This window comes from Streptomyces sp. NPDC003011, from assembly GCF_053591515.1.
Map to the genome: position 1 here is coordinate 1 of NZ_JBSFTY010000017.1, position 25,222 is coordinate 25,222.

The window sequence follows — 25,222 nt, forward strand, 5'->3', positions numbered from 1 at the left end:
GGCGGCGCGGCGGCGCGGCGGCACGGCGGCGCGGCGGCGCGGTCGAGGTGGCCACGATGACCTCGCCCGGCATGGGGCCGCTGACCAAGGTCGTCGCCGCGGGACGTGCCGCCGGCCGGCTCGGGCGGCGCTCCGAAAGCCTGCGCCCGCGAGAGGCGGCGGTCCACTCCGCCGGGCGATGAGGGGGTTCAGAGGTCGTCCGGTGTGCCGAGGCCGGTGAGGGCGCCCACCGGATCGAGGTCGGGGGTGCCGCGCGGCCACCAGTCGTCGTGGCCCGGTTCCGACTCGTACGCGTACCACAGGCCGTCGCGGCCGAGGCGGAGCTGGACGTGGCCGCGGGGGTGGGTGAGGTGGTTGCGCCACGGGCGGAAGGCGGGGAGGTCGGCGGCGAGGAGGAGGGGGCGGGCCCGGTCGAAGCGGCCGGCCGGCGGATCCCAGGTCTCTTCGAGGACGGTGAGGCCCTCCAGGCCGCCCTGCCGCCAGGCGGCGACCGCGCGCGCCAGGTCGGCCGGGGTGCGGCCGGTGGCGGAGGCGAGCGAGGAGTAGAGGGTGCGGGTCCCGGCGGTGAGGCCGGAACCGGGGCGGGCCGCGGCGAGCCGTACGGCGTCCTGCCACAGGGTCAGTTCGCCGACCGGGTCGCGGCCGGTGGCGAGCAGGGCGTGGGCGCGGGCCGCCGCGTCGGTCGCCAGCTGGTCCAGGGCCATCGGGTCCGGGCCGCCGGAGGCCGCGGGGTACACCGGGGGCTGCCCCGGGTGCGGGGGCGTCGGCGAGGGGGGCGGGAGAGGCGGGAGGTGCCGGGGCGCCAGCGCGTCCGTGGCGCGCACTCCGGGCAGGGGCGCCGGTCCCTTCTCCCGCGCGGCCCGGGCCGCGCGGGCGGCGCTGAGGCGGGACAGGGCGTCGAGCAGCTCGCGTTCGCCGCGGCCGCGCAGCAGGAGCAGGACGAAGGGGTCGGCGTCCAGCAGGCGCGCGGTCTGGTAGCAGAGGGCGGCGGCGTGCTTGCAGGGGTGGCCGGAGTCGGGACAGCTGCACCGGGGGTCCAGGTCGCCCGGGCCCGGGAGCAACGGCACGCCGGAGTCGGCGAGGGTGGCCGGCATCTCCTTGTCGAGCAGCGCGGCGATGTCGCCGGGCCGTTCGGCGGCGCTGCGCAGGAAGCGGTCCCAGTCGGTGTCGTCCAGGGTGCGCAGCCGCACCTGGACGCGGTACGGCCTGGCACGGCTGCCCTGCACGTAGGCGAGGACGAGGCCCGGTGTCACCGTGATGGCGTCCACGTGCCCCTGCTCCGCGTAGCCGCGGCCACGGGCCAGCCGCTTGGCGTCCAGCGCGCCCTCTTCCAGCGCGGTGACCCAGGCATTGCCCCACCAGGTCTCGGCGAACCCGGCGCCGTCCGCCGCCCGGGGCGGGAACGCGGGGAAGGTCCGGCGCAGTTCGCTGTCGCGGTCGGGGGCGGCCATGGTGCGGGGGTGGCGGGGCGGGGCGGAAGCGGGCGGGAGGGCGGGCAACGCCGCGGGTCCCGTGACGGGCGGGGCGGGTGCGGAGGGCGGGGCTGAAGGGGCTGACGCGGCTGAGGGGTCCCACACGCCTGAGGTGGGTTCCGGCGTGTCGTGAGCCGGGGCCGGTGTGTCGGCGGCCGGACGCGTCGGGTCAGGGGCGACGGTCGGTGTCGGCGCGGCTGGACTCAGGGTCCCGGTGGTGCCGTCGTCACCGGCGTCACCTTCCGCCGGGGCCGCTGTGTCCGGCATGCGGAAAGCGTCGCTCAGCAACTCCCGTACGGCACGGGCGCGCTCACGGGGGCTGGGACCGGCCGCGCGGTCGGACGCGGCGCGGGGAGAACGGGAGAGGGCGCTCGTGGTCGTACGACGCGGCGCGCCGGCGGCTTCCCTTCCCGGCGGCGGGGTGTCCGCCCGGGTCCGCCGCGCCTCGCCGCGAGCCGCACGCAACGCCTCGCGCGCGACATCCGCGGGGCGCCTGCCCTGGGGGTCGGCGTCACCCGCGTGGCTCGGCGGGGCGAGCCGGCCGACGTCGCCGGACTCACCGCCGCCGAACTCACGATCGCCGGACTCACCGCCGCCGGACTCACGATCGCCGGCACGCTCGTCGGCCTGATCCGGTCGTGGTTCCGAGCGCGACCCTGCTCGCGGCTCCGGTCGCGGCTCCGGTCGCGGCTCCGAGCGGTCTGCGTCCGTGGGCGTGCCCTGGCCACGCTCCCGCGCCGCCCGCAGCGCTCGGCGGGCCTCGTCGGCCGGGCCGGGGGTCATGGCGTGCTCCTGAGGGAGACCAGGTCGGTCAGTTCGCGGTCCGTCAGTTCCGTGAGGGCCGACTCGCCGGAGCCGAGGATCGCGTCGGCGAGGGCTCGCTTGGCTTCCAGCATCTCGGCGATGCGGTCCTCGACCGTGCCCTCGGTGATGAGGCGGTGGACCTGGACGGGCTGGGTCTGGCCGATGCGGTAGGCGCGGTCGGTGGCCTGTTCCTCGACGGCGGGGTTCCACCAGCGGTCGAAGTGGACGACGTGTCCCGCGCGGGTGAGGTTCAGGCCCGTGCCGGCCGCCTTCAACGACAGCACCAGGACCGGCGTCGCCCCGTCCTGGAAACGGTCCACCATGCGTTCGCGTTCCGGTACCGGCGTGCCGCCATGCAGGAGTTCCACCGGGATCGCGCGGCCGGCCAGGCGGGAGGTGATCAGGCGGGCCATCCCGACGTACTGCGTGAAGACCAGCGCCGAGCGGTCCTCGGCCAGCAGCGTGTCCAGCAGTTCGTCGAGGAGGAGGAGCTTTCCGGAACGGGCCGCCAGGCGGTCGCCGGCCGCCGGCGGGACGTCCTCCTTCAGGTACAGCGCGGGGTGGTCGCAGATCTGCTTCAGCGCGCCCAGCAGCTTCAGCACCAGGCCCCGGCGGGCGATGCCGTTCGCGGTCTCGATGGCCAGCAGCGACTCGCGCACCACCGCCTCGTACAGCGCGGCCTGTTCACGCGTGAGCGGAACCGGGTGGTCCGTCTCGGTCTTCGGCGGCAGTTCGGGGACGATGCCGGGGTCGGACTTCTTGCGGCGCAGCAAGAAGGGACGCACCAGGCGGGCCAGCCGGGCGACCGCCTCCTCGTCCTCGCCGTTCTCCACCGCGCGCGCGTGCCGGGCGCGGAAGGACTTCAGGGGGCCCAGCAGTCCGGGTGTCGTCCAGTCCAGCAGCGCCCACAGCTCGGAGAGGTTGTTCTCGACCGGGGTGCCGGTCAGGGCCACGCGCGCGGGGGTCGGGATCGTGCGCAGCGCCTTCGCGGTCGCCGAGTACGGGTTCTTCACGTGCTGTGCCTCGTCGGCGACGACCATGCCCCAGCGCTGCTCGGCCAGGCGCGGTGCCGTCGACCTCATCGTGCCGTACGTGGTGAGGACGAAACCGCCGTCGAGGCCGTCCAGGGTGCGGTCCGGGCCGTGGAAGCGGCGGACGGGGACGCCGGGCGCGAACCGGGTGATCTCCCGCTGCCAGTTGCCGAGCAGGGAGGCCGGGCAGATGACGAGGGTCGGCTCCGGACGCGCCCGGCGCAAGTGCAGCGCGATGAGGGTGATCGTCTTGCCGAGTCCCATGTCGTCGGCGAGGCAGCCGCCGAGGCCGAGGGAGGTCATGAGGTCCAGCCAGGCCAGACCGCGCAGTTGGTAGTCCCGCAGGGTCGCTCGCAGACCGGCGGGCGGCTCGACGGGCCGCAGTCCGGCCGTCAGCCGGTCGCGCAGCGTGGCCAGGGCGCCCACCGGAACCGCCTCGACGGTCTCGCCGTCCACCTCCGCGCTGCCGGTGAGGGCGACGGAGAGCGCGTCGACCGGGTCGAGCAGGCCCAGTTCGCGCTTGCGGGCCTTGCGGACGAGGGCCGGGTCGACCAGCACCCACTGGTCCCGCAGGCGGACCACCGGGCGGTGCGCCTCGGCGAGAGCGTCCATCTCGGCCTCGCTGAGCGGATCGCCGCCGAGCGCCAGCTGCCAGCGGAACTGGAGCAGTTCCTCGCTCTCGAAGAAGCCGGTGCCGTCGGTCGCCGAGCCCGGCGCGGGCCGCACCACCGCGGCCGCGCTGAGGTCCTGCGCGAGGTCCCGGGGCCAGTGCACGGCGACCCCGGCCGCCGCGAGCCGGGTCGCGGCCACACCGAGCAGGTCGCCCACCTCCTCGTCGGACAGCGCCAGTACGTCGGGCACGTCCTGCTCGGAGAGCCGGTCGAGCGGGGGCCAGACGCGGGCCGCGCGCCGCACCGCGAGGGCCGCGTCCACCCGCGCGCGGGGGCCGAAGGCGACGTCCGCCCCGCCGGCCCACAGGGTCGCCGCGTCCGCCATGAGCGTGGGGTCGGCGAGGCTGTGCACCTGGACGACCGCCGCGCCGGCGCTGCGCACGCGGTCGCCCGAGTCGTCGAACAGGTCGTACGCCGACAGGTCGAGGCGGAGCGAGATCCGCACCCCCGCGTCCATGCCGGCGGCGACCTCCGCGGCCCAGTCCTGGGCGTCGGGCAGCCGCTGGGGCTCACGGGCCGCGAACGGCCTGCCGGAGACGTACGGCGCGGCGGGCGTGCGGGGCAGGGTGTCCGCGACCGCGTCGACGAAGGCGCGCATCAGCGCTTCCGGTTCGGGCAGCCGGATCGGCCCGGGGCCGGACAGCGGGACCGCGTGGCCTTCGTACGGCAGGGCGGCGGCGACCGCGCGCAGGTGGGCGATGTCGTCCGGGTCCAGGGGGCCGGCCCGCCAGGCGTCGTGGCCGGTGGCCGTCAGGCCGGGGAGCAGCCGGCCGCGGGCGGTGAGCCGCAGCGCGTGCAGCGCGGCAGCGCCCCAGCAGGCGGTGGCGGGGTGGGCCGCGGGATCGCGCCGGGCGCGCACGAGCAGCGGCAGGGCGTCGCCGAGGGGCAGCGTCAGCGCGGGGGCGGTCCTGCGGCGCACCGCCGCACCGTGCCGCCGGACGACGGTGATCTCGCAGTGGGCGGCGGGCACCTCGCCGTCCTCGGGGTCCCAGAAGGCGACACGGCCGTCACGCGGCAGGGGCGCGGGCAGGAAGACGGCGGCGAGCCGGACGGGGACGCTCTCCCCCGCCCGCCCGGCCACCGATGCCGTGTCCCTCATACGCCCTGCCACCTCCCGCCCGTGTGCCGGTCAGTCGTCTTCGACTCTACGGGCGGGGTCTGACAATCGGCTCCGGCGACCGGCCTGAGCCGTTGCTACGGCACTGTGCGGGACACGACGTACACCATGGGGGACGCCGGGTCGGACAGGTTGACGACGACGTCCTGGGTGGGGGCCGGGTTCTTTTGCGTGTGGACGAGACCCGACCAGGGGCCGGGGCCCTGGAACGACCAGCCGGTGACGTTCTGGTCCCGGCCGCTGATGGTGATGTCGCCCTGTTTCAGTTCGCCCCGGTCGGCACCGATGCCGGTGAGGAAGGCGTCCAGGCCGGCGCCGCTGGTGCGGAACTGGACGTAGAGACGGCTGGTCTTCCAGTTGTTGGTCTCGTAGTACGCGATCTGGTCCGCCGGGTGCGGGACCGGCACCTGGTACAGACGGCGCTGGACCTTGGAGGGCCAGCCCGCGGTGAGGCCGGTCGCCGAGTACTTCGCCTCCTTGTCCTTGCCGCTGTCGCGGCTCTGGTTGGCGGAGATCACCAGGTAGCCGGCCGGGACACCGATCAGGAGCACGATGATGCTCAGCGTCAGCGCCCTGCGGCGGATCATGTGCCGGCGGTCCTCGGCCGGCCGGTCCGGCTCGTCCGAGGCCGCGCCCTGTCCTGGGAGCGGGGCGGTCACGCGGACCCCTGCGACGTACGGCGGGCCTCCGTATACCGCTCGTAGCGCTCGTACCGCTCCACCCGGCGGCGGTTGGCGCGGCGGAAGCGGCGGGCGACGAGACGGGCGAGGTCGGCGGCGCCGACCATGCCGGCCTCGGGCCCCAGCTGGGCGCGGACGATCCGGGCCTCGGGACGGTACCCGCGCCCGGTGAGCTGCCGCTTGAAGGCGTCCCGCGCGGGGCCGATCAGCAGGTCGTCGGCGGCCGAGACCCCGCCGCCGATCACGAAGCAGGACGGGTCGAGGGCGGCGGCGAGGTTGGCGATGCCGACGCCGAGCCACTGGCCGATGTCCTGGAGCAGTTCGGTGCACATGGCGTCGCCCTCGCGGGCCAGTTCGGTGATCATCGGGCCGGTGATGTCGGCGATGTTGCCCTTGACGTGCTCGATGATCCCGTACGCCACCGGGGAGTCGGCCGCGGCCAGCTCGCGCGCCTCCCTGACCAGCGCGTTGCCGGAGCTGTACTGCTCCCAGCAGCCGCGGTTGCCGCACGGGCAGCGGTGGCCGCCGGGCACCACCTGCATGTGGCCGAACTCGCCGGCGACGCCGTACTTGCCGCGCTTGACCTGCCCGTCCTCCAGGATCGCGCCGCCGATGCCGGTGCCCAGCGTGATCATGACGAGGTGGTCCTCGCCGCGGCCGGCGCCGAAGCGCCACTCGGCCCAGGCGGCCGTGTTGGCGTCGTTGTCGACCAGGACGGGCACGGCGAGGCGGCCGGCGATGCGGTCGCGCAGCGGCTCGTTGCGCCAGGACAGGTGGGGCGCGAACAGGACGCGATTGCGGTCGGCGTCGACCCAGCCGGCCGCGCCGATGCCGACCGCGTGCACGTCGTGCCGGTCGGACAGGTCCAGGACCAGTTCGACGATGGTGTCCTCGACGACCTTGGGGCTCTTGGACTTGTCCGGGGTCTCCGTGCGGAGCTTCTCCAGGATGTTGCCGTCGGCGTCGACGACGCCCGCCATCACCTTCGTGCCCCCGATGTCGATGCCCACCGTGGGCACGCGGGGAGCGGTGAGGTGGGAGCGGCGCTCCCTCGTGCCGACCGTGCGGAGCGCGGTCGCGCGGCGGGAGCCGATGGGGGCGCTGAAGGTGCCGTAGGTGCTCATCGGGCCTGATTCTGCCTCACGCTCGGACGGGGTGCGTGCGGGGGAGCAAAGGGAGCCGGACATCGTCGCCGGGTGGGAGTGCGGCACCGGGCGCGCCCGCGCGGTGGGGCGCGGACCGACAGTGCCCCGTACTCCTGAGGCGTCCGCCGAAGCTCATGGCGTAGATCATTCAGCTCGTTTCCGCCTGCCATCGGCCGCGTCGGCTCGTCGGCGGTGATCCGGTCCACGGCGATGGAGTCACGCTGTGACTGCCCACCATCCTGCCCCGCTCCGGCGGCACCAACCGGTCTCCCACCGGGTGCCCGGGACCCGGAGTGCGGGTGACACGGAGTGTGCGGGACACGGAGTGTGCGGGACACGGAGTGCGGGTGACGCACACGACATCCGGGCTCTCGTCGCCCGGGCTTTCGTCGCCCGGGCTCTCGTCGCGGGCGTTCGCCGCCCGGCGGACGGTCGCGTGGCCGCAGGCCGTCGGTCGCATGTCCTTACATTGCGACCAATGCGCCCGCCGGATCGGACCGGGTCAGGACCGTCCGGGGGCGGTGTTCATGACCGGACGAGCAGCTGGAACTCGAAGGAGTAGCGGCTGGGACGGTAGGTGTGGCTGCCGAACTCGACCGCGCGGCCGGTGTCGTCGAACGTCGTGCGCTGCATGGTGAGCAGCGGAGCGCCCTCCTGCTCGGTGAGCCGCTCGGCCTCGGCGGCGGTGGCCGCGCGGGCGCCGATGGACTGGCGGGCGCTGTGCAGGGTGATCCCGGCGGAACGCATCATCCGGTAGAGGCCGGTGGTCTCCAGCTGTCCGGTGTCCAGGTCGATCAGGCCGGGCGGCAGGTGGTTGCACAGGTACGCCATCGGCTCACCGTGCGCGAGGCGCAGCCGTTCCACCTGGTGCACCTCGCTGCCCTCGGCCACGCCGAGCGAGGCCGCGATCTCCGCGGGCGCCGGGACGACCGTGTTGACGAGCACCTTCGTGGCGGGGCGCTGGCCGGCCGCCTCCAGGTCGTCGAAGAGGCTGCTGAGCTCCAGCGGCCGCTTGACCTGGCTGTGCACGACCTGGGTGCCGACCCCGCGGCGGCGCACGAGCAGGCCCTTGTCGACGAGCGACTGGATGGCCTGGCGGACGGTGGGCCGCGACAGGCCGAGCCGCGCGGCGAGCTCGATCTCGTTGCCGAGCAGGCTGCCTGGAGTGAGCGCCCCGTGCTCGATCGCCGCCTCCAGTTGCTGGGACAGCTGGAAGTACAGCGGCACGGGGCTGCTGCGGTCCACGTGGAGATCGAGCGTCACGGCGGGGTCCACTTCTGGTTTCGGCACGGGCCCGAGCGTAGCTCCGTGGATGGTTGACGGGAAGTCGTGTAGTTCGGTTGTCCGGACATGCGCATTGACAGCGCGGCGGCTCCGCACGCACTTTGTTCCCATGCGCATCGGAGTCATCGGTACGGGTCGTATCGGCACCATTCACGCGAACACGCTCAGCCGGCACCGCGAGGTCGGGTCCCTGATCCTCACGGACGCGGACCCGGCCCGGGCCCAGGAGCTCGCCCACCGGCTGGGCGAGACGGCGGCACCGGGGGTCGACGAGATCTTCCACTGGGGCGTGGACGCCGTGGTGATCACGACGTCGACATCAGCGCACGCCGAACTGATCGGCCGGGCGGCACGCTCGGGGCTGCCGGTCTTCTGCGAGAAGCCCATCGCGCTCGATCTGGCGGGCACCTTACAGGCGCTCGGCGAGGTCGAGGAGGCTGGAACGGTTCTGCAGATGGGGTTCCAGCGCCGCTTCGACACGGGCTACACGGGGGCGCGCGAGGCGGTGCGCGCGGGGCGGCTCGGCCGGCTGCACACCGTGCGGGCCCTGACGTCCGACCAGGCGCCGCCGCCGGCCGCGTACCTGCCGGTGTCCGGCGGGCTCTACCGCGACACCCTGATCCATGACTTCGACATACTGCGCTGGGTGACGGGGCGCGAGGTCGTCGACGTGTACGCGGCCGGGTCCGACGCCGGTCCGGCGATGTTCCGTGCGGCGGGTGACGTCGACACGGGCGCGGCGCTGCTCACCCTGGACGACGGCACCCTCGCCACGGCCACGGCGACGCGGCTGAACGGGGCGGGCTACGACGTGCGGATGGAGCTGGCCGGGGAGCTGGACCAGATCGTGGTGGGCCTGGACGAGCGGACGCCGATCGCGTCCACCGAGCCGACCGGGCCGCCGGCCGCGGACAAGCCGTGGGCGGGGTTCCTGGAGCGGTTCGGCCCCGCCTACGAGGCCGAGCTGTGCGCGTTCGTCGACGTGGTCCGGGGGCAGCTGGCCAACCCGTGCGACGGGCGGGAGGCCTTGCAGGCCCTGCGGATCGCCGAGGCCTGCGAGGTGTCGCGGCGCGAGCGGCGGGCGGTGGGACTGGCGGAGATTCCGGGCGTGTGACCCCGGCCGGGCCGAGCCGGGCTGCGCCGAGCAGGCCGACGGGACCGGCGCCGGGGACGGCATCCGCGACCGGGAGGTGGTGCTCGTGTCGCTCACCGGCCTACCAGCGCACCGGCAGGCCGCGCAGCCCGCGTATCAGCATGCCGGGGAGCCAGTCGCCCGGTGGGGCGGCGAGGGCGAGACCGGGGGCCCGCTCCACAAGGGAGCGGATCGCCGTGCGGGCTTCGAGGCGGGCCAGCGGGGCGCCGAGGCAGTAGTGGATGCCGTGGCCGAAGGCGACATGGCCGCGGTTGTCCCGGCGGATGTCGAAGCGGTCCGGGGCCGGGTAGCGGGAGCCGTCGCGGTCGGCCGCGGTGAGGCCGATCATCACCGTGTCGCCCTGCTCGACGGGTGTGCCGGCGATCTCCAGGGGCTCGGCGGCGTACCGGAAGGTGGCGTTCTCCACCGGGCCCTCATAGCGCAGCGTCTCCTCGATCGCGCCGTCGAGGAGGCTCATGTCGGCGCGCAGGGCGGCGAGTTGGGCGGGGTGGGTGAGCAGGGCGTGGACGGCGTTGGTGATGAGGTTGACCGTCGTCTCGTGGCCGGCGATCAGCAGGATGAACGCCATGCCCCGCAGTTCTGTCGGGGAGAGGCGGTCGCCGTCCTCGGCGGTGGTGCGGATCAGGTCGCCGAGGAGGTCGCCACCGCTCGGTCCGGCGCACCGCTTGTCCTCGATCAGTTCGGTGAGGTACTCGGCGAGCCGCACCACGGCGTCGTACTCCCTCTGGCCGCTGGTGGGGGCGACCACCTCCGTCGACAGCTTCCGGAACTCCGTACGGTCCACCTCGGGCACGCCGAGGAGTTCGCAGATCACGGTGATCGGCAGTGGGTAGGAGAGGGACTCCACGAGGTCGGCACGGCCGCGCGGCAGCATCGCGTCGAGCAGGTCGTCGGTGATCTCCTGGATCCTCGGCCGCAGTTCCTCCACCCGGCGCATGGTGAAGGACCGTGAGACGAGTCCGCGCAGGCGGGTGTGCTCGGGCGGGTCGGCACCCAGCAGATGCCTGCCGATCAGCTCCTCGTCGCGGAACGTCACTCCGATCCCGCGGCTGTCCTTGGACAGCCGGGGGTCGGCGAGCGCCGCCCGCGCCTCCTCGTACCCGACGACGAGCCAGGTCCGGCAGCCGTCGTACGACCCGGGCGGTCGCACCCGGTGGACCGGGCCGGACGCGCGCAGCTTCGCGTACACGGGATGCGGGTCCGTGCGGAACGCGTCGCCGTACTCCCCCAGGTCGATCACCTCTGCCATGGCATTCCCCCTCCCACTGCTCCGACAACGCCCGGCCGCCCCGGCTAGTGCCCGTTCCCCTTCCCTTCCTCCAGTTCCTCGAGCTCCTCCAGAAGTCCCGCGTCGTACGCCAGCAGGGCGACCTGCACGCGGTTGTTGAGATCGAGCTTGGCCAGGATGCGGGAGACATGGGTCTTGACCGTGGCGACGCTCATGAAGAGCGCGGCGGCGATCTGCGCGTTGGCCAGGCCCCGGCCGACCGCGACGGCGACCTCTCGCTCGCGGTCGTTGAGAGCGGCGATCCGCGCGCGGGCGCGCGTGCGGCGCGTGTCGGCGGCGCTGCCGGCCGCGTGGGCCATCAACTGGCGGGTCACGGTGGGCGACAGGACGGGGTCGCCGGCCGCGACCCGGCGTACCGCGGCGAGGATCTCGGCGGGCGGGGTGTCCTTGAGGACGAATCCGGCGGCGCCCGCGCGCAGGGCCCGCAGCACCTGCTCGTCGGCGTGGAAGGTGGTCAGGACCACGACCTGCGGGGCCTCGGACCGGCCGCGCAGCCGCTCCGTGGCGGTCAGGCCGTCCACCGACGGCATCCGGATGTCCATCAGGACGACGTCCGGGCGGGTGCGGTCGACGAGTGTCTCCACCTCGCATCCGTCGGCCGCCTCACCGACGATCTCGATGTCCTCGGCGCCGCCCATCATCAGGGACAGGCCGGCTCTGACCAGCGGGTCGTCATCGACGAGCAGCACTCTGATCGCAGTCATGGAGCCTACGTAATCACGATCGGACGGTGCGCAATCCCGCGTGGGCGGTCCGATGTGGCCGTTGTGGGGCGGGAGTTGGCGGGCGTGGCGTCTCATCCCCAGGGCAGCCACGCGCGCAGCCCGAACCCCCCGTCCGCCGCCCGCCCGTGTTCCAGCCGGCCCCCGGTCAGCGTCGCGCGTTCGGTGAGGCCGATCAGGCCCTGTCCGGAGCCGGGGACGGGAGGGACCTCGCCCTCGGGCGGCGGGTTGCGCACGGACACGGTGAGGCCCTCGCCCGGAGCGCCGGTGACGGACACCGTGACCTCGGTGCCGGGGGCGTGCTTGCGGGCGTTGGTCAGGCCCTCCTGGGCGATGCGGTACGCGGTGCGGCCGACCGAGGCGGGGACCGCGCCGGGGTCGGTGACGCGGCTGTCGAGGGTGACCTTCATGCCGGCCTCGCGGGACTCGGCGACCAGCAGGTCCAGCGCGGCCAGCGTCGGCTGCGGGCGGCCCGCGTCGTCGGAGTCGCCCGCCCGCAGCACACCGATGATCTCCCGCAGGTCCTGCAGGGCCTCGTGCGCGCTCTCCCGGATGACCCCGGCCGCCCTGGCGACCTCCTGCCGGGGCGCGTCCGGCCGGAACTCCAGGGCGCCCGCGTGCACGCTCAGCAGCGTCAGCCGGTGCGCGAGCACGTCGTGCATCTCCCGGGCGATGGCCTCGCGGGCGAGCCGCTGGGCCTGATCCGCGCGCAGCCGCGCCTCGGTCTCGGCCCGCCGGGCGCGGTCGCGCAGACTCAGCATGAGCTGCCGCTTGGCGCGCACGAGCATGCCCCAGCCGACCAGCGCGGCGGTCAGCACCAGAAAGAGGGCGACCGCGGCGACGTACGGCAGCTCGGGGTCGGGGCGCAGCCAGAAGTAGACGGGGACCGTCGCGAGGTTCAGGCCGCCCAGCCAGGCCACGTGCCGGAAGGGCCGGTGCACGGCGACGGTGAACAGGGCGATCATGCAGGCGCCGCCCGCGGTGTCGGAGACCACGCCCACCGGGAGGGTCGCCACGGCCAGCCCGGCCGGCCAGCGGCGGCGCAGCCACACCGCGGCGCAGGCGAGGGCGCCGAGCAGCTGGTCCAGGACGGCGAGGTGGTGCGGGACGTGCGGGTTGTCGGTGACCGCGTCGGCGCCGAGGACGCCGATCAGCACGGCCAGGCCGAAGCAGGAGAAGTCGACGATCCAGTCGCGTCCGGTGCGCCGGGGCCGCCGTCCGGGCCGGCCGGCGTCGGGTTCGAACTCCGCCAGCAGGGCCGACGGCAGCAGCCATCGCCGCCCGGCGAAGGCCTTCGGCACGACCGCGCTCTCCTCACCACTCACGGTCGACAAATCTATGCAGAGACGGCTCCGGCCACTCCCGCGCGCACGGGATCGTCGACCAAAGTCGCGGCGCCGCAGACTTTCGGCGCGCCGGCCCCGGCGGAAGCGATGCTTGCGGCGGACCTGCCTCGCCCCGCGGCCGATGTCTGCGGGGGGTCCGCGGGGCGAGGGTCGGTCCTGTGAAGCAGTTGCTGGAGCTACTCGGATTCCTCGCCCTGGTGCAGGGCGGGATGGGCCTGCTGCACGAGTTCACCGACTGGCACATCGGTGTCGTGCAGCGTGTCGGCTTTCTCGACGGCTACGAGGTCTACGCGAGCGCCGCGCTGGTCGTGCTGGCGTTCGCCCTGTTCGCCGCCGCGGAGAGCCGGCGGTGACGCGCGGCTCAGCAGCCGTGGTCGACCAGGTCGAAGGACGCGTAGTGGTCGGCCGTGTAGTAGTCCTCCTGGTACTCCTCACCGGTGACGATGCGGCGGGCACCCCGGGTGGACGAGCCGGGCGTGATGACCGTGTACTCGTGGTAGTAGCCGGTCGTTTGGCCGGGCAGGACGCCTTCCCGGTTCTGGAAGACCGTCCCGTCCTGGGAGTACGGGAAGGGCCCGCCCCGCTCGATCAGTTCGAGGGTGTCGTGCGCCTGGGAGGGCAGGTCGCTGTAACAGATGCTGCCGACCGCGGTGGCGGCGGCGTTCGCCGAGGTGGCGGAGACGGTGCCGCCGACGAGGACGGCGGACAGGAGCGCGGCTGCGGCGCCGATCCGGGCGGCGCGTGGGGGGAATCTCATGCACTCATGATGACGCGCGTAGACGATGGCATGTCAATGACAACCTCGAGGATTTTCCCGTCCCGTCCGATGAGTTTTCGGGGAGTTAACCTTGGCGGTCGGCAGGGGCGGCAAGACGGTCCGTCAACTCCCTTCGCCCTCCTCCCGACGCCAGGTCAGATGAACCTGCAGATGCCCCTGCGCCCCGGTGCGGGCGAGCACGGCGCCCACTTCGGCGTCGAGCTGGATCCCGAACTCGATCGACACCTCGTCCGGGGGCTGTGGCAGATCACGCATCCTGGACAGCGCCGCGGCGGCGGCCCGGCGCACCCCTTCCAGGGCGGACTCGAAGGAGGCCGTGGCGCGGGCGACCATCTCGGACGCCCCGGAGGCGTCCACGACACCCCCTTGCCCGTCGTCCATCACCGCTACGACGGACCCGCCTTCCTCCAGCTCGAAGCGAAGCAGTGCGCCCACGTCTCCCCCTCTGTCCCCCGTGCTGTCCCCCGTGCGGCCGGGCTCATGTGCAGCGCTCGGCACCGTAACCGATGCGGTAACGTCGCGGCACGGGATGTCCGGAAATCCGTCATGGGCCCGGCGATCCGCGGTAGAAGCCTGCAACCGGGGCCGGTCGGCGCGCCCTCCTGACCTCCGCCCGAGCCGGTACTGGCGAAGACGGGGCGGACCGGCCTCAGCACAGCGACAAGGGAGAACCACAACGTGACGACGTCTGCGACCGAGTTCGAGACCGACCTCGTCGATCTCAGCCGCTGCGGACTTCAGGAGGTGATGACCCTTCACGGCCCCGTGGTGCGTGAGGCGTTGTCCACCCTGGTACGGCACCTCGGCGAGAAAGCCGCGGCGCAGAGCGCCAGTGGAGGCGCCGGGAGCCCTCACCTCGCCGTCGACTGCGGCGCCCCCCGGCCCCAGGACTGACCGATGCCCGGGTCCGCCTCCGACGCCGACACCGTCCTGGTCAGGCACCGCACACCGTCGTCGGATCTCGACGAGTTGGCCGAGGGGCGCATGCCGCCCGCCACCGCACAGCGTGTTCGCGCCGTGGAACGGGGGCGCCGGATGCTGATGCTGCGCGCCGTGGTGGAAGCCGCTCAGGAAGCACCGGCGGACTCGGCCTCACCGCTGTCCCCCGTCGCGACCGCCCTGGACCTCCTCGTGCGCAGCGAACACGTCAGGCCGGATGTGGTGGCCGACCTCCTCGACCACCCCGGCCTGGGCGTGTGGGCGGTGCGGACGCTGGAGCGGCTGCGCGCCGGGGACCGGCCGGACGGCACCGCGCGGGAAGGCGTTCCTCCGCTGTGGCGGGAACTGGGCTACCTGCACGCGCTGGCCGCTTCCGCGGCGTTGCGCGCGTCCCTGCCGAGCACGATCGACCTGCCGGTCCTCGGCGGCGGCGTGCCGCTGCCGACGTTGGGGAGGGTCACGCTCCCCCGTCCCGAGGGCCACGGCACCGCACGGCAGGAGGTCGCCGTTCTGCGGGTGGCTTCCGGCCACCGCGAGCCACCGCTCCTGACCGTGTCCGGCCGGCAGTTCACTCTGCCCGCCGACCTGAGCCTGCCCGACGGCGTGTGGCGGCCGTTGCGCCGGGTCGCGGGGCACGGGGACGCGCCGGAGCGCGCGCTGGTTCTGGATGACAGCGATCCGTACCGGGACTTCCGCGACAGTCCGCAGTCCTCCCCCGCACCCCTCGCCCAGGAGGAGGCGGACCGCTGGGCGCTGTTGTTGCGTGCGGCGGACGAGTCGCTGGTGCGCAGGCACCCGTATGCGGCGGAGTTGAGGGCCACCGCGTTGCGCGTCCTGGTGCCTCTGCCGCGCGCGCCTCGGTACCGCCCGATGAGCGCCTCGTACAACGAGGCGTTCGGGAGCGCGTTGATGTCGCTGCACGAGGAGGTCCCCGACTTCGCGGCGACGCTGGTGCACGAGGCCCGGCATTCCGCGCTCAACGGCTTGATGCACCAACTGCCGCTGTGCGAGGACCCCGTACCGGGGCGTGAACCGCCGCTGCTCTACGCGCCGTGGCGAGGCGATCCCCGGCCACCGGCCGGACTTCTGCACGGAGCCTATGCCTTCGCGGGCGTCGCGGACTTCTGGCGTGTCGAACGCCGTGCGCTGACCGGCGCCGCCGCCGATCTCGCCCACTTCGAGTTCGCCCTGTGGTGCGCGGCCGTCGCCGAAGCGCTGGAGACGCTGCGCTCATGTCCCGGACTGACCGTCCCCGGACGGCGGTTCGTGACGGCCATGGCCGAGGACGTGGCGGTCTGGGCGCGGGAGCCGGTCCCGGCGCGAGCGGGGGTCCTCGCGCGGGAGGAGAGCGCCGACCTGAGAGCGGTCTGGCGGGCCAGGCACATGAGGCCCGACGCCGACGGCGTCCGGAGGCTGGCCGACGCGTGGCTGCGCGGCGCCGATCCGGCGACGCTCCCCGACGTCCGTTCCGATCTGCGTCCCGATCCGCGTTTCGGCGCACCCGACCCGCGGGGTGAACTGCGGCGTGCGCTGCTCGACGGTGCCGGCAGCCTGGCCGCGCACGCGCAGAGCGACGGGTACGCCGCCGCGCGGAGTCCCGCCCTGACCGCCGCCGACGTCGCGCTGCTGGGCGGCGACGCGGGGCGGGCCGCCGAGGGCTACCTCGGCCTCCTCACCGACGACCCCCGGTCGCCGTCCGCATGGGCGGGGCTGGGGTTCGCTCTCTCCGCGAGCGACGAACCCGCGGCCGCACAGGCGTTGCTGCGGCGCCCGGAAGTCGTCCGCGCGGTGTACCTCACGCTTCGCCGGCGGTGCGGCGAGGCGCCCGACCCCCGTGCCGTGAGCGACTGGATCGGCCGGACACCGGCCGTACACGCCGCCCGGACGTCACCCCAGGTGCCGTAACTCCCCGTTGCCCAAGGGCCGTTGGGTGAGCCGGGTCAGGTGAGCGCGACTCATCGGCCCGTACCCAAACACCTGGCGTCCGGTCTACCCTTTTCCCCCGCGGGCGCGTGACGCCGCGCACCTCTCGGAGGCAGGAGGGAGACCCGTGGGACCAGGGGACGCCGCTGTTTTCGAGGCGCGGGGCGCCGACTCCTGGCGGGCCCGCGTGCTCGGCCTTCGCGGGACGGGGGTGGCCGGGGCCGGGGTGCTGCTGGACGAGCGGACCGTACTGACCTGTGCGCACGTCGTGGAGGCCGCTCTGCGCCTGCCCCGGACGGACGAGGCCCCCCGGGGTGCGGTCCTGGTGGACTTTCCCGCCTCCGGCGCCGGAAGGGACGCGCCGGTGCGCGCGCAGGTCGCCGAGGGCGGCTGGCTGCGCTCCCCGCCCGCGGGGGACTTGGCGGTGCTGCTGCTGGAGCACCCGGTCGGCGTGGGCACTGTCCCGGCACCGGTCGGCAGGTGCGGTTCCCGCACCGGGTTCACCGTGTCGGTGTTCGGCCATCCCGGCAGGGTCGCCCACGGGCTGTGGGCGCAGGCCCGGGTCGTCGGCGCCGGCGGAACACATCCCCAGTGGCGCCAGCTCGACGGATCGAACGTCACCGGAGCCCGTGTCGGACGAGGTTTCAGCGGTGCGGGTGTGTACGACACGGAGCGTGGCTCGGTGATCGGGGTGGTCGCCTCCGTCCTCGACACCCCGGAGGCCGATTCGACCCGGGTGGCCTGGATGATCCCGCTCGACGTCCTGACCGGGACCCGTTTTGGAAATCTCCTGACCGGGAATTCCCTTACGGAACAGGAGGGAAGCCGTCAACGGACACTCCACGGCGATCTCTGGTTACTCGTGGAATGCCTGCTGACCATCGAATCGGTTGCGTCGGACGGGGGGATCTCCCTCTTGTCCGTCCTGCCCGGAAAGATCGCCTGGGGAGTCCCACGGCAGAATCGGCCGAGGATCCAACTCCTCTACGTCGTACGCCGATGCGACGAATTCGAGGAGGGGCCGACGGCCCTGGTCACCGCAGTCCGGGGCATGGAGGGGGAGACCGTCGCCATGGAGCGCTTCACACGACTGGCCAGGCGGATCTGGCCGCATCGGCTGGGTGACGATGGCTGACAGCGTGCCGCGTGTGGTTTCGGATCCGGAATCCGCCGTACGTCTCGTGGACGCGTTGATGAAGGTGTCCGTCCTCAATGACCTCGACAATCGCAGGCTCTGCGTCCTGGAGGGCATGGAGCGGCTCCAGGCCCGGGTCTCCGTAAAGGAGTCCGACGAAAAGAAGATCCATGTCGTATCGATGGTACGGGCCTTCGGATGTGTTCCCAGTGGATGGCAATGCCTGACCGAGGCCGTGCAATATCTGGCCGATTACGACCTGCCGTCGCGGCATGCCGCGTCGTTGGCCCACTCGGTCGCACTTCCCGTCTCCGACCACGCGGCCGAGCTCGAACTGCGCGCCCTTCTCGGCGGTCTGGACCGCATCACCGCGCCCGCCCTCGCCGACCTCTACGGCGCCGCGGCGGGCGCCCACTTCGGCCCGCTGCCCGGGGGCTGCCACACCGCCTGGGACGCCTATCAACTGCTGACGCACACCAACCGGCCGACGGACGGGACGCCGCGGTCGGCGCGCTTCCTCCAGGAGTTGGCCGCGACCCTGCCGCCGGAACGCGGTGAGCCGATCCGTACCTGGGCCGGCCGGCAGACCTGGGGCGGCGGCGAGGACCCGGCGACGGCCCGGCGAAGGGCGGGACCTCCGCACGCCGACACGGGACCGCAGGCGGCGAACGGCACACACTCCGCGTATCTGATGATCCGGCTGTCCCCTTCGGTCAGTTCACCGGATCGCGTGGACATCACCTGCTGGACCAACACCGGCAAGGCGTGGGAGCCGCGCCGGCGTGACGACACCTCGGTGCCGCGCGCCCAGGTGCGCCGTCACGTCGCCGCCCTCGTGGACCGCGAGGAGGCCCGGCTGCACACCCATCGCGGCGGCATCGTGCTGGAGTTCATCCTCCCGCTGTCCCTGCTGAACGAGCCGGTCGAGGAGTGGTCCCGGATCGGGGCGCTGGGAGACCGGCGGCTGTGGGCGAGCGAGCATGGCGGTCCGCCGTTCTGGCAGGACTACACGGTGGTCGTCCGCAGCCTGGAACGCATCGAGACACTGCAACTGCACCGCGTCTGGAACGAGCGCTGGGACGTGCTGACGGCGCGCGCGGGAGAGGCACGCGCACACCGGTGCGGAGGCCCGGACACGGCGGAGAACCATCAACTCTACCTGCGCCTCAAGAGAAATCCGGGTGTCGTCCTGATGGCCCTCGGCGCTCCGCCGGACCAGCTCCAGGGAAAGGAGGAATTACTCATGGGTCTGCACGCCGGTCTGCCCGTGCTCGTGTGGAGCCATTCCGGCCCGTTGGCGGAGCGGGTGCACTATGCCGTGGAGACCGCGCTGCAATATCCGCTGAGTGAACTGCTCAAACACATGGTCCGCCTGCGAACCACGCTGCCGATGAAGGACGATGAGTTTCCCGAGGGCGACACCGGAGCCGGGATCGCGGTGCTGTGGGATGATCCGAGTCGACTCCCGGAATTCCCGGAACCGATCTTTTCGCCTACGACTGACACGCTGGTGAAACCTGATGTCGAGAGGTGATCGGCACAACCGAGATCACGGCCGGCCGCCTGCGCGCCGGGTGAGGAGGGGACTGCGAGCGGAAAGGACGGGGAGGAAAACCGCGGCGCTCAGGGCGCGTCGGCACCGGAGACCGTGAGCGGGCACGACGCGTGGTGGATCTACCGCGGCTCGGCGGGTCCGGTCCCGGCCGTCCCGCTCGCAGAGCGCCTCCCGCCGCCGCCCCCATGGCGCGACTTCGACGGCGGCCCGGTGGTGCCCGGCCCCCCTCCGGACGACGAGGCCATGACGCTCCGGCTGTCGGGAGCGGGCGAGGCGTCGTCCCGGGCGGTGTCCGACCAGGAGGTCGCCATGGTGAACGCCGCGCTGTTCCTGAGGCGCCCCCTCATCGTGACAGGACCCCTGGGCAGCGGAAAGTCGGGCCTGGCCCACCGCGTCGGCCGCGAACTGGGGCTCGGCCGGGTGCTGCGCTGGCGGATCACCCACAGTTCGACGCTCGCGGAGGGCCTGTACGAGTACGACGCCATCGGGCGCTTACAGGACGCCGTCGTGCGCGGACCGTCCCACGACCCGGCCGGCGGGGACCGCCCCCTTGACCGGAGCGGCGCCGCGGACCTCGGTGAGTTCTTCCGGCTGGGCCCGCTGGGCACGGCGCTGATTCCCCGTGCGGCACCGCGCGTCCTGCTGATCGAGGACATCGACAAAGCGGACCTGGACCTCGTCGACGGCCTCACGGGCATCCTCGCCGACGGAGAGTTCCGCGTACCCGAGCTGTCCCGGGTGCGCTCGCGGACACCGGACGTCGTCGTCCACACCGACGACCCGGCCGGCACGGTCGCCGTCCGTCACGGGACGATCCGGTGCCGCGCCTTCCCGTTCGTCGTCATCACCCGCACCGGGGAGCGGCTGCTGCCTCCCGAGCTGCTCCGCCAGTGCCTCTGTCTCCAGCTTCCTCCGCCGGACGCCGGGCGGCTCGCCGACGTGCTGGCAGCCCGGTTCGCGACGGGCGACGGGGCGGAGCGGGTGGCGATGATCCGGGACTTCCTGACCCGTTCCCTGGCGGGCGGCACCCTCGCCTCGGACCAGCTGCTCGACGCGGAGTACCTGCGGACGACTTCGTCCGGCCCCGACAAGGCCTCCTGGGACCGCCTGCTGCACGCCCTGTGGCGGCGTCTGGACGAAACAGGTCCCGGATGACCGTTCCGCCCTTCTCCCACGGCCGGAGCCAGGACGGCACCCCGTCGCGTACCGGCTCCGGCGACCCGGCACGCGCCGAACCCGCCTGGTGGGAGGCCGGCGAGGCGCTGTGGCTGGCCGCTCAGCGCGAGCGGGGCGTCACCGCACCCCGTGACAGCACCGACGGGCCACCGCGGGAAGGCGGGGCCCCCGGTCCGGGAACCTCCGGGGTGACGCCTGGCCACGCCACGGGCGCCTTCCCGTCCGACGGGTTCGGTTCCTGGTGGACGACGTTCCGTCCGCTCGGGCACCCGTCGGCCGCCGGGCCGGCCAGGCGGCCGCGGCAGCGCGCCACGGAGGCGGGGTACGGCCGGGCCGCGCCACGCCCGGGTCGTGGTCAGCTGTCCGGACGGCGGCGGCTGATGGTGTCGCTCGTGGTGGAGGCGGGCCACTCCATGGCCCTGTGGTCCTCCACAGCGCAGCGGTTCGCGAGGGTGCTGGCGGGTTCCGGGGTCTTCCGTGACGTCCGGGTGTTCCCCTGGCCGGTCGCGGCGGAACCGGGCGTCGGCCACGACGGGGCGCCCCACCTGGCCGACGCCCCCGGCCGGCACGTCGTCCTGGTACTCACCGACCTGCACGCGGACCGGTGGGCCGACGGGAGCGCCCAGCACCGGATCGCCCGCTGGGCGGACACCGCACCGGTCGCCGTGGTGAACGTCCTGCCGGAGCACCTGTGGCCGCGCGGTCCCAGCCCTCCGTACACGGCGCTCCTGACGAGTCCCGGTCCGATCACCGCGAACCGCCGCTGGACGTGGCGACCGGACGACTTCGCTCCCGCCTGGCAGCGGGACTCCGGCGCCGCCGGCCGGGGCGCCATGCCGGTCCCGGTGCTGGAACTGACCCCCCAGGCCCTCAACCGGTGGGCGCGTTTCGTCAGTCACGACGAACCGACGGCCTACGAGGTGCGGATCATCGCCGCGTCCGCGGCGCCCACGGCCGCGCGGCGGCGGCCCGCCCCCGGCCCGCCGCCCACACCGACGGAGCTGGTGCGCCGCATCCGGGCGCAGCTCAGTCCCACCGCCTATCACCTGGCACGGCTGTGCGCCGCCGCTCCGCTGAACCTGGGCGTCCTCGATGCCCTGCGGCGAAGGCTGCTCCCCGAGGCCCGTACCTGGCATGTGGCGGAGCTGCTGCTGAGCGGGCTGCTGCGGCGCACGGTCCCGGAGGCCGGCTCACCGGATCCCGCGCGCCTCGATCTGGAGTTCGTGGACGGCCTGCGTCAGGAACTGCTGGCCGAGGGGACACGGGACGAGACGGCGCTGGTCATGGAGACTGCCTTCGCGTATCTGGCAGGGGCGACGCACGGCCCGCTGAGCACCGCACTGCGTCAGGTGCGGGCCGTCGTACGGGACCCGGGCGGTGTCCCCGATCTGCCTGTGGAGCGGATCCGGCCGTGGCTCGTGCCCGTCCTTCCCGCCCTCGTCGCCCTCGGCGGCCGCTACGGTCTCGCAGCGGCCGCGCTCACGGCGCGGCTGTCCCACGACAGCGCCGCTTCGGGTGCGCGCCCCCCGGCGGTACGGGAACGACTCGACCACGCGCTCTCCCCCTCCGCCGGCGGGAGCGAACACGTGGTGAGAAGACCTGGGACGGGAGGGGACGTGTCCGTGGGCGACCCGCAGGCCGTATCCGCTGCGCAGCAGGGCGAGAAGGCCCGCAAACCACCACCGGTCTGGGGGGACGTACCCCCGCGCAACCGTGCCTTCACCGGGCGGGGGCAACTTCTCGAAGAGTTGCACCAGCGTCTGCAGGAAGGCACCACAGCCGTCATTCCCGAGGCCCTCCAGGGCATGGGAGGCGTGGGAAAGTCGCAGCTCGCGGTGGAGTACGTCTATCGCCACATGCACGAATACCAGGTCGTCTGGTGGATCCCGGCCGAGCAGCCGCAGCAGATCCGCCAATCCCTGGTGGAACTGGCCGGACGCCTCGGTCTCGACGTCGGCAGTGGTGAGGCGGGCACCGCGGTGCCGGCCGTCATCGAGGCGCTCCGCGTCGGCGAGCCGGACAAGAGCTGGCTCCTGGTCTTCGACAACGCGGAGACACCCGACAGCGTCCGGGACTTCTTCCCGACCAATGGGCCGGGCCGCATCCTGGTGACGTCCCGCAATGCCCAGTGGGCCGCCGCGGCACGGCCGTTGCAGGTCGACGTGTTCACTCGGGCGGAGAGCCGCCAGCTGCTCCAGTTGCGCGCGCCGAACCTCGACGACGCCACCGCGGACCAGCTCGCGGAGACACTCGGCGACCTTCCGCTCGGCGTCGAGCAGGCGGCCGTGTGGCTCGCCGAGACCGGTATGCCCGCGGACGAGTACCTGCGGCTGTTCGAGCAGCACGCCTTCGAGCTGATGGCCAGCGATCCGCCGCCGGACTACCCGCTGTCCGTCGCCGCCGCCTGGAATCTGTCCCTGGAGCGCCTCCAGCGGGACCATCCCGCCGCGCTCCAACTGCTCCAGGTGTGCGCCTTCTTCGCTCCGGAGCCGATCTCCCGACGGCTCATCACCGCGATCCGTGACGCTCCGGTGCCGCCCGAACTCGCACTCGCTCTCAGTGACCCGATTCGCCTGGGGCGTGCGATCCGCGACGTCAACCGCTATGCGCTGGCACGGATCAACTACATCACCAACACCATCCAGTTGCACCGGCTGGTCCAGCGCGTACTGATCAACCAGATGCCCGACGAGCTCAAGGAGCAGATGCGCGGCGCCGCGCACCGGCTGCTGGCCCACGGCGATCCGGTGGACCCGTCCTCGCCGCAACAGTGGCAGCAGTACGGCGAGTTGCTGCCCCATGTGCTGAGCAGCAAGGCGGTGATGTCGCACGACCGATGGGTGCGGCAGCTGGTGCTGAACGAGATCGAGTACATGTTCTACTGGGGCGACTACGAGGGCTCCCGGGATCTGGCGCGGGACGCGTACGAGACGTGGAAGGACGCCGACGGCGACCACGACGAGCACGCGCTGCGAGCGGCCAAGCTCTACGGAGACACCCTGCGCGCCCTGGGACACCACCACCTGGCGTACGAACTGGACCAGCGCACCCGTGCGGGCATGACCGAGACCATGGGCACCGAGCACGAGACGACGTTGGACATCACCTCGATGCTCGCCTGGGACCTGCGCATGCGCGGTGACTTCGCCGGGGCCTCGGAGCTCGACCGGCAGGCCTTCGAGGCGAGCCGACGCCTCTTCGGCCCCAGTGACGTGGCCACACTGATCTTCGCTCACCGCGTCGCGCTCAACCTGCGGCTCACCGGGGACTTCCGCGCGGCGCTGGAGCTGGATCAGGACACCCATCGCCGCAAGGTCGAGGAACTCGGCGAGAACGCGCTGTCCACGCTGCACACACTGGCCGGCATCGCCATGGACCTGCGGCAGGCGGGCAAGTACATCGAGGCCTACCGGCAGCAGCAGGACGCCTCACGCCGCTACGAGTACCACTTCGGCGCGACCAACCCCAGCACCATAGGCAGCCGGCAGGGCCTGGCGCAGGCCGAACGCCGCATGGGCCGGCACGCGCGCGCACTGGAACTGTCCCGCAACGCGCTGGAGTTGTACCGGAATCGCTACGGCGACAACTACCCCGAGACGCTCGGAGCCCTGCTCACGTGCTCCATAGACCTGCGCTACGACGGGGACCACTGGCAAGCGCTGGAGCTGAGCGAGCGCGGGAGCGAGGGCTACGCGCGGCTGTACGGACCGGACCATCCGCACACCCTCGGCGCCCGCATCAACCACGCGGTCTGCCTCAGGGTGCTCGGCCGGGTCGACGAGTCGCGCCGCCTGAACGACCGGATCTTCAGCGCCCTCACGGAGAAGCTGGGCCCCGAGCATCCGAACACGCTCGCCTGTGCGAACAACCTCGCCGCCGATCTGTACGAGTCGGGTGAGATCCGGGCCTCCGTCGAGCTGAGCTCGCGGACCCGGGAGCAGGGCCGCCGCCGGCTCGGCGAGGACCATCCCGCGGCTCTCGCCACCGCCGTGAACCTGGTGCTCGGACTCCGGCTGCTGGGGCGGGTGGACGAGGCGGACGCGCTGTACGAGGACACTCTGACACGCTACGAACGGGTCCTCGGTCCCGATCACCCCGCCATCGCGACCGCGCAGGCCGGTCTGCCCGCGAACTGCGACGTCGACCCGATGCCCCTGTGACCCGCCACAGCCGTCCGGCCTCCCGGGGCGTGCACGGGGGCCGGAACCGCTTCCCGGCCTCGGCCCGCCGGGGCTCCGAGCGGGCCGCGCTCAGTAGGAGCCGTACTCCGGCCGGCCGGCCAGGTCGTACGACTGGATGGAGACGCCCGCTCCGGTGACCCGCCCGCCGGTGTGCCGGAACGCGGTCGGTACGGCCCCCTCCGTGAACAGGCGGCGGCCGGCGCCCAGCACGACCGGGAACGTCAGCAGATGGAGGGTGTCGACCAGGTCGAGAGCGAGCAGCGACCGGACCAGGGCCCCGCTGCCGTGCAGCTGGAGTTCGCCGTCGGTGCGCTCCTTGAGGGCGGTGACCTCCTTGGCCAGGTCTCCGCCGATCACGGTGGTGCCGGCCCAGTCGGGGGCGGTGAGGGTGCCGGAGACGACGTACTTCGGCGCGGCGTTCAGCTTCGAGGCGACGGGGTCGGCCGGGTCGGTCATCTTCGGCCAGTAGGAGGCGAAGATGTCGTACGTACGGCGGCCCAGGAGGAAGGCGCCGACGCCGCCGAAGACCTCGTCGATGAACCGGCCGAAGTCCTCGTCGCCGTACGGGACGCTCCAGCCGCCCTGGTCGAAGCCGCCGCTGGGGTCCTCCTGAGGACCGCCTGGGGCCTGGTAGACGCCGTCGAGCGTGACGAAGAGGGTGGAGACGAGCTTGCCCATGGGGTGCCTTCCTTACGGAGCGGGATCTGTTTTCATCAGGGCAGACCGCGCCGGTACCCGCAACTCATCGGCCGGCGGCCGGGAATGTCATCCGGTGTGCGGCGCGCGTCCCGTCGCGGAGCACGCCCCCGGCGGGGTGATCTC

General features: G+C 73.3%; 20 protein-coding genes. 9 read left to right on the plus strand and 11 right to left on the minus strand.

What is annotated here, in order from left to right:
* Nucleotides 1–182: hypothetical protein (locus tag ACWD0J_RS11510; RefSeq protein ID WP_451495557.1), on the plus strand; the 182-nt coding region annotated here is incomplete at its 5' end.
* Nucleotides 183–188: 6 nt separating this feature from the next.
* Here the strand turns inward: ACWD0J_RS11510 and ACWD0J_RS11515 are convergent.
* The 5 genes from ACWD0J_RS11515 to ACWD0J_RS11535 form a co-directional block, all read right to left on the minus strand.
* Entirely contained in the window at nt 189–2,255 is a 2,067-nt protein-coding gene (locus tag ACWD0J_RS11515) for an SWIM zinc finger family protein (RefSeq protein WP_451495558.1), read from the minus strand.
* On the minus strand, nt 2,252–5,077 hold the full coding sequence (locus ACWD0J_RS11520; protein WP_451495559.1) for a DEAD/DEAH box helicase: 2,826 nt from the start codon (nt 5,075–5,077) through the stop codon (nt 2,252–2,254). The genes ACWD0J_RS11515 and ACWD0J_RS11520 overlap by 4 nt, the downstream gene beginning before the upstream one ends.
* A gap of 95 nt (nt 5,078–5,172) precedes the next feature.
* On the minus strand, nt 5,173–5,754 hold the full coding sequence (locus ACWD0J_RS11525) for a sugar kinase (protein ID WP_451495560.1): 582 nt from the start codon (nt 5,752–5,754) through the stop codon (nt 5,173–5,175).
* Nucleotides 5,751–6,899 carry an ROK family glucokinase gene (locus tag ACWD0J_RS11530; RefSeq protein ID WP_451495561.1) on the minus strand — a complete coding sequence of 383 codons (1,149 nt, stop codon included), beginning with the start codon at nt 6,897–6,899 and terminating at the stop codon, nt 5,751–5,753. The genes ACWD0J_RS11525 and ACWD0J_RS11530 overlap by 4 nt, the downstream gene beginning before the upstream one ends.
* A 546-nt stretch (nt 6,900–7,445) precedes the next feature.
* Nucleotides 7,446–8,183: a GntR family transcriptional regulator gene (locus ACWD0J_RS11535; RefSeq protein WP_451495649.1), complete on the minus strand. Its 738-nt coding sequence runs from the start codon at nt 8,181–8,183 to the stop codon at nt 7,446–7,448.
* Between the two features lie 130 nt (nt 8,184–8,313).
* Here ACWD0J_RS11535 and ACWD0J_RS11540 point away from each other — a divergent pair, with 130 nt between their 5' ends.
* Nucleotides 8,314–9,318 carry a Gfo/Idh/MocA family protein gene (locus ACWD0J_RS11540; RefSeq protein ID WP_451495562.1) on the plus strand — a complete coding sequence of 335 codons (1,005 nt, stop codon included), beginning with the start codon at nt 8,314–8,316 and terminating at the stop codon, nt 9,316–9,318.
* A gap of 100 nt (nt 9,319–9,418) precedes the next feature.
* Here the strand turns inward: ACWD0J_RS11540 and ACWD0J_RS11545 are convergent, their stop codons facing one another.
* From ACWD0J_RS11545 to ACWD0J_RS11555, 3 genes are all read right to left on the minus strand, one after another.
* Entirely contained in the window at nt 9,419–10,606 is a 1,188-nt protein-coding gene (locus ACWD0J_RS11545; RefSeq protein WP_451495563.1) for a cytochrome P450 family protein, read from the minus strand.
* Nucleotides 10,607–10,650: 44 nt separating this feature from the next.
* Complete coding sequence (locus ACWD0J_RS11550; protein WP_451495564.1) at nt 10,651–11,349, minus strand: response regulator transcription factor; 699 nt, start codon at nt 11,347–11,349, stop codon at nt 10,651–10,653.
* A 92-nt stretch (nt 11,350–11,441) separates the two neighbouring features.
* Nucleotides 11,442–12,701: a sensor histidine kinase gene (locus ACWD0J_RS11555; RefSeq protein WP_451495565.1), complete on the minus strand. Its 1,260-nt coding sequence runs from the start codon at nt 12,699–12,701 to the stop codon at nt 11,442–11,444.
* 170 nt (nt 12,702–12,871) lie between these two features.
* On the opposite strand from ACWD0J_RS11555, the gene ACWD0J_RS11560 reads away from it, so the two are divergent.
* A complete protein-coding gene (locus ACWD0J_RS11560; RefSeq protein WP_451495566.1) occupies nt 12,872–13,066 on the plus strand; it encodes a hypothetical protein in 195 nt (64 codons plus the stop codon).
* An 8-nt stretch (nt 13,067–13,074) separates the two neighbouring features.
* On the opposite strand, the gene ACWD0J_RS11565 is transcribed toward ACWD0J_RS11560, so the two are convergent.
* On the minus strand, nt 13,075–13,470 hold the full coding sequence (locus ACWD0J_RS11565; protein WP_451495567.1) for a ribonuclease domain-containing protein: 396 nt from the start codon (nt 13,468–13,470) through the stop codon (nt 13,075–13,077).
* Nucleotides 13,471–13,593: 123 nt separating this feature from the next.
* Nucleotides 13,594–13,926 (minus strand): CU044_2847 family protein, encoded by a 333-nt coding sequence (locus ACWD0J_RS11570; RefSeq protein ID WP_451495568.1) that lies wholly within the window; start codon nt 13,924–13,926, stop codon nt 13,594–13,596.
* A 243-nt stretch (nt 13,927–14,169) separates the two neighbouring features.
* Here ACWD0J_RS11570 and ACWD0J_RS11575 point away from each other — a divergent pair, with 243 nt between their 5' ends.
* The 6 genes from ACWD0J_RS11575 (at nt 14,170) to fxsT (ending at nt 24,379) form a co-directional block, all read left to right on the plus strand.
* Nucleotides 14,170–14,385 (plus strand): hypothetical protein, encoded by a 216-nt coding sequence (locus ACWD0J_RS11575; protein WP_451495569.1) that lies wholly within the window; start codon nt 14,170–14,172, stop codon nt 14,383–14,385.
* A gap of 3 nt (nt 14,386–14,388) precedes the next feature.
* Nucleotides 14,389–16,335 (plus strand): aKG-HExxH-type peptide beta-hydroxylase, encoded by a 1,947-nt coding sequence (locus ACWD0J_RS11580; RefSeq protein WP_451495570.1) that lies wholly within the window; start codon nt 14,389–14,391, stop codon nt 16,333–16,335.
* 145 nt (nt 16,336–16,480) lie between these two features.
* Nucleotides 16,481–17,488, plus strand: a complete 1,008-nt coding sequence (locus ACWD0J_RS11585) for an effector-associated domain 2-containing protein (RefSeq protein WP_451495571.1) — start codon at nt 16,481–16,483, stop codon at nt 17,486–17,488.
* A 13-nt stretch (nt 17,489–17,501) separates the two neighbouring features.
* The gene (locus ACWD0J_RS11590) at nt 17,502–19,022 is read left to right on the plus strand and encodes a VMAP-C domain-containing protein (protein WP_451495572.1); all 1,521 of its coding nucleotides are present in this window, start codon (nt 17,502–17,504) and stop codon (nt 19,020–19,022) included.
* A 114-nt stretch (nt 19,023–19,136) separates the two neighbouring features.
* Entirely contained in the window at nt 19,137–20,198 is a 1,062-nt protein-coding gene (locus ACWD0J_RS11595) for a MoxR family ATPase (RefSeq protein ID WP_451495573.1), read from the plus strand.
* Nucleotides 20,195–24,379 carry an FxSxx-COOH system tetratricopeptide repeat protein gene (gene fxsT, locus ACWD0J_RS11600; RefSeq protein ID WP_451495574.1) on the plus strand — a complete coding sequence of 1,395 codons (4,185 nt, stop codon included), beginning with the start codon at nt 20,195–20,197 and terminating at the stop codon, nt 24,377–24,379. The genes ACWD0J_RS11595 and fxsT overlap by 4 nt, the downstream gene beginning before the upstream one ends.
* Before the next feature lie 90 nt (nt 24,380–24,469).
* On the opposite strand, the gene ACWD0J_RS11605 is transcribed toward fxsT, so the two are convergent.
* The gene (locus tag ACWD0J_RS11605; protein WP_451495575.1) at nt 24,470–25,078 is read right to left on the minus strand and encodes a dihydrofolate reductase family protein; all 609 of its coding nucleotides are present in this window, start codon (nt 25,076–25,078) and stop codon (nt 24,470–24,472) included.
* Nucleotides 25,079–25,222 lie beyond the last annotated feature (144 nt).

Bases quoted from the DNA above. Each gene is read 5' to 3' on its own strand.
- ACWD0J_RS11515 (WP_451495558.1), bottom strand. From the start codon at position 2,255: ATGACCCCCGGCCCGGCCGACGAGGCCCGCCGAGCGCTGCGGGCGGCG.
- ACWD0J_RS11520 (WP_451495559.1), bottom strand. From the start codon at position 5,077: ATGAGGGACACGGCATCGGTGGCCGGGCGGGCGGGGGAGAGCGTCCCC.
- ACWD0J_RS11530 (WP_451495561.1), bottom strand. From the start codon at position 6,899: ATGAGCACCTACGGCACCTTCAGCGCCCCCATCGGCTCCCGCCGCGCG.
- ACWD0J_RS11540 (WP_451495562.1), top strand. From the start codon at position 8,314: ATGCGCATCGGAGTCATCGGTACGGGTCGTATCGGCACCATTCACGCG.
- ACWD0J_RS11545 (WP_451495563.1), bottom strand. From the start codon at position 10,606: ATGGCAGAGGTGATCGACCTGGGGGAGTACGGCGACGCGTTCCGCACG.
- ACWD0J_RS11550 (WP_451495564.1), bottom strand. From the start codon at position 11,349: ATGACTGCGATCAGAGTGCTGCTCGTCGATGACGACCCGCTGGTCAGA.
- ACWD0J_RS11565 (WP_451495567.1), bottom strand. From the start codon at position 13,470: ATGAGATTCCCCCCACGCGCCGCCCGGATCGGCGCCGCAGCCGCGCTC.
- ACWD0J_RS11580 (WP_451495570.1), top strand. From the start codon at position 14,389: ATGCCCGGGTCCGCCTCCGACGCCGACACCGTCCTGGTCAGGCACCGC.
- fxsT (WP_451495574.1), top strand. From the start codon at position 20,195: ATGACCGTTCCGCCCTTCTCCCACGGCCGGAGCCAGGACGGCACCCCG.
- ACWD0J_RS11605 (WP_451495575.1), bottom strand. From the start codon at position 25,078: ATGGGCAAGCTCGTCTCCACCCTCTTCGTCACGCTCGACGGCGTCTAC.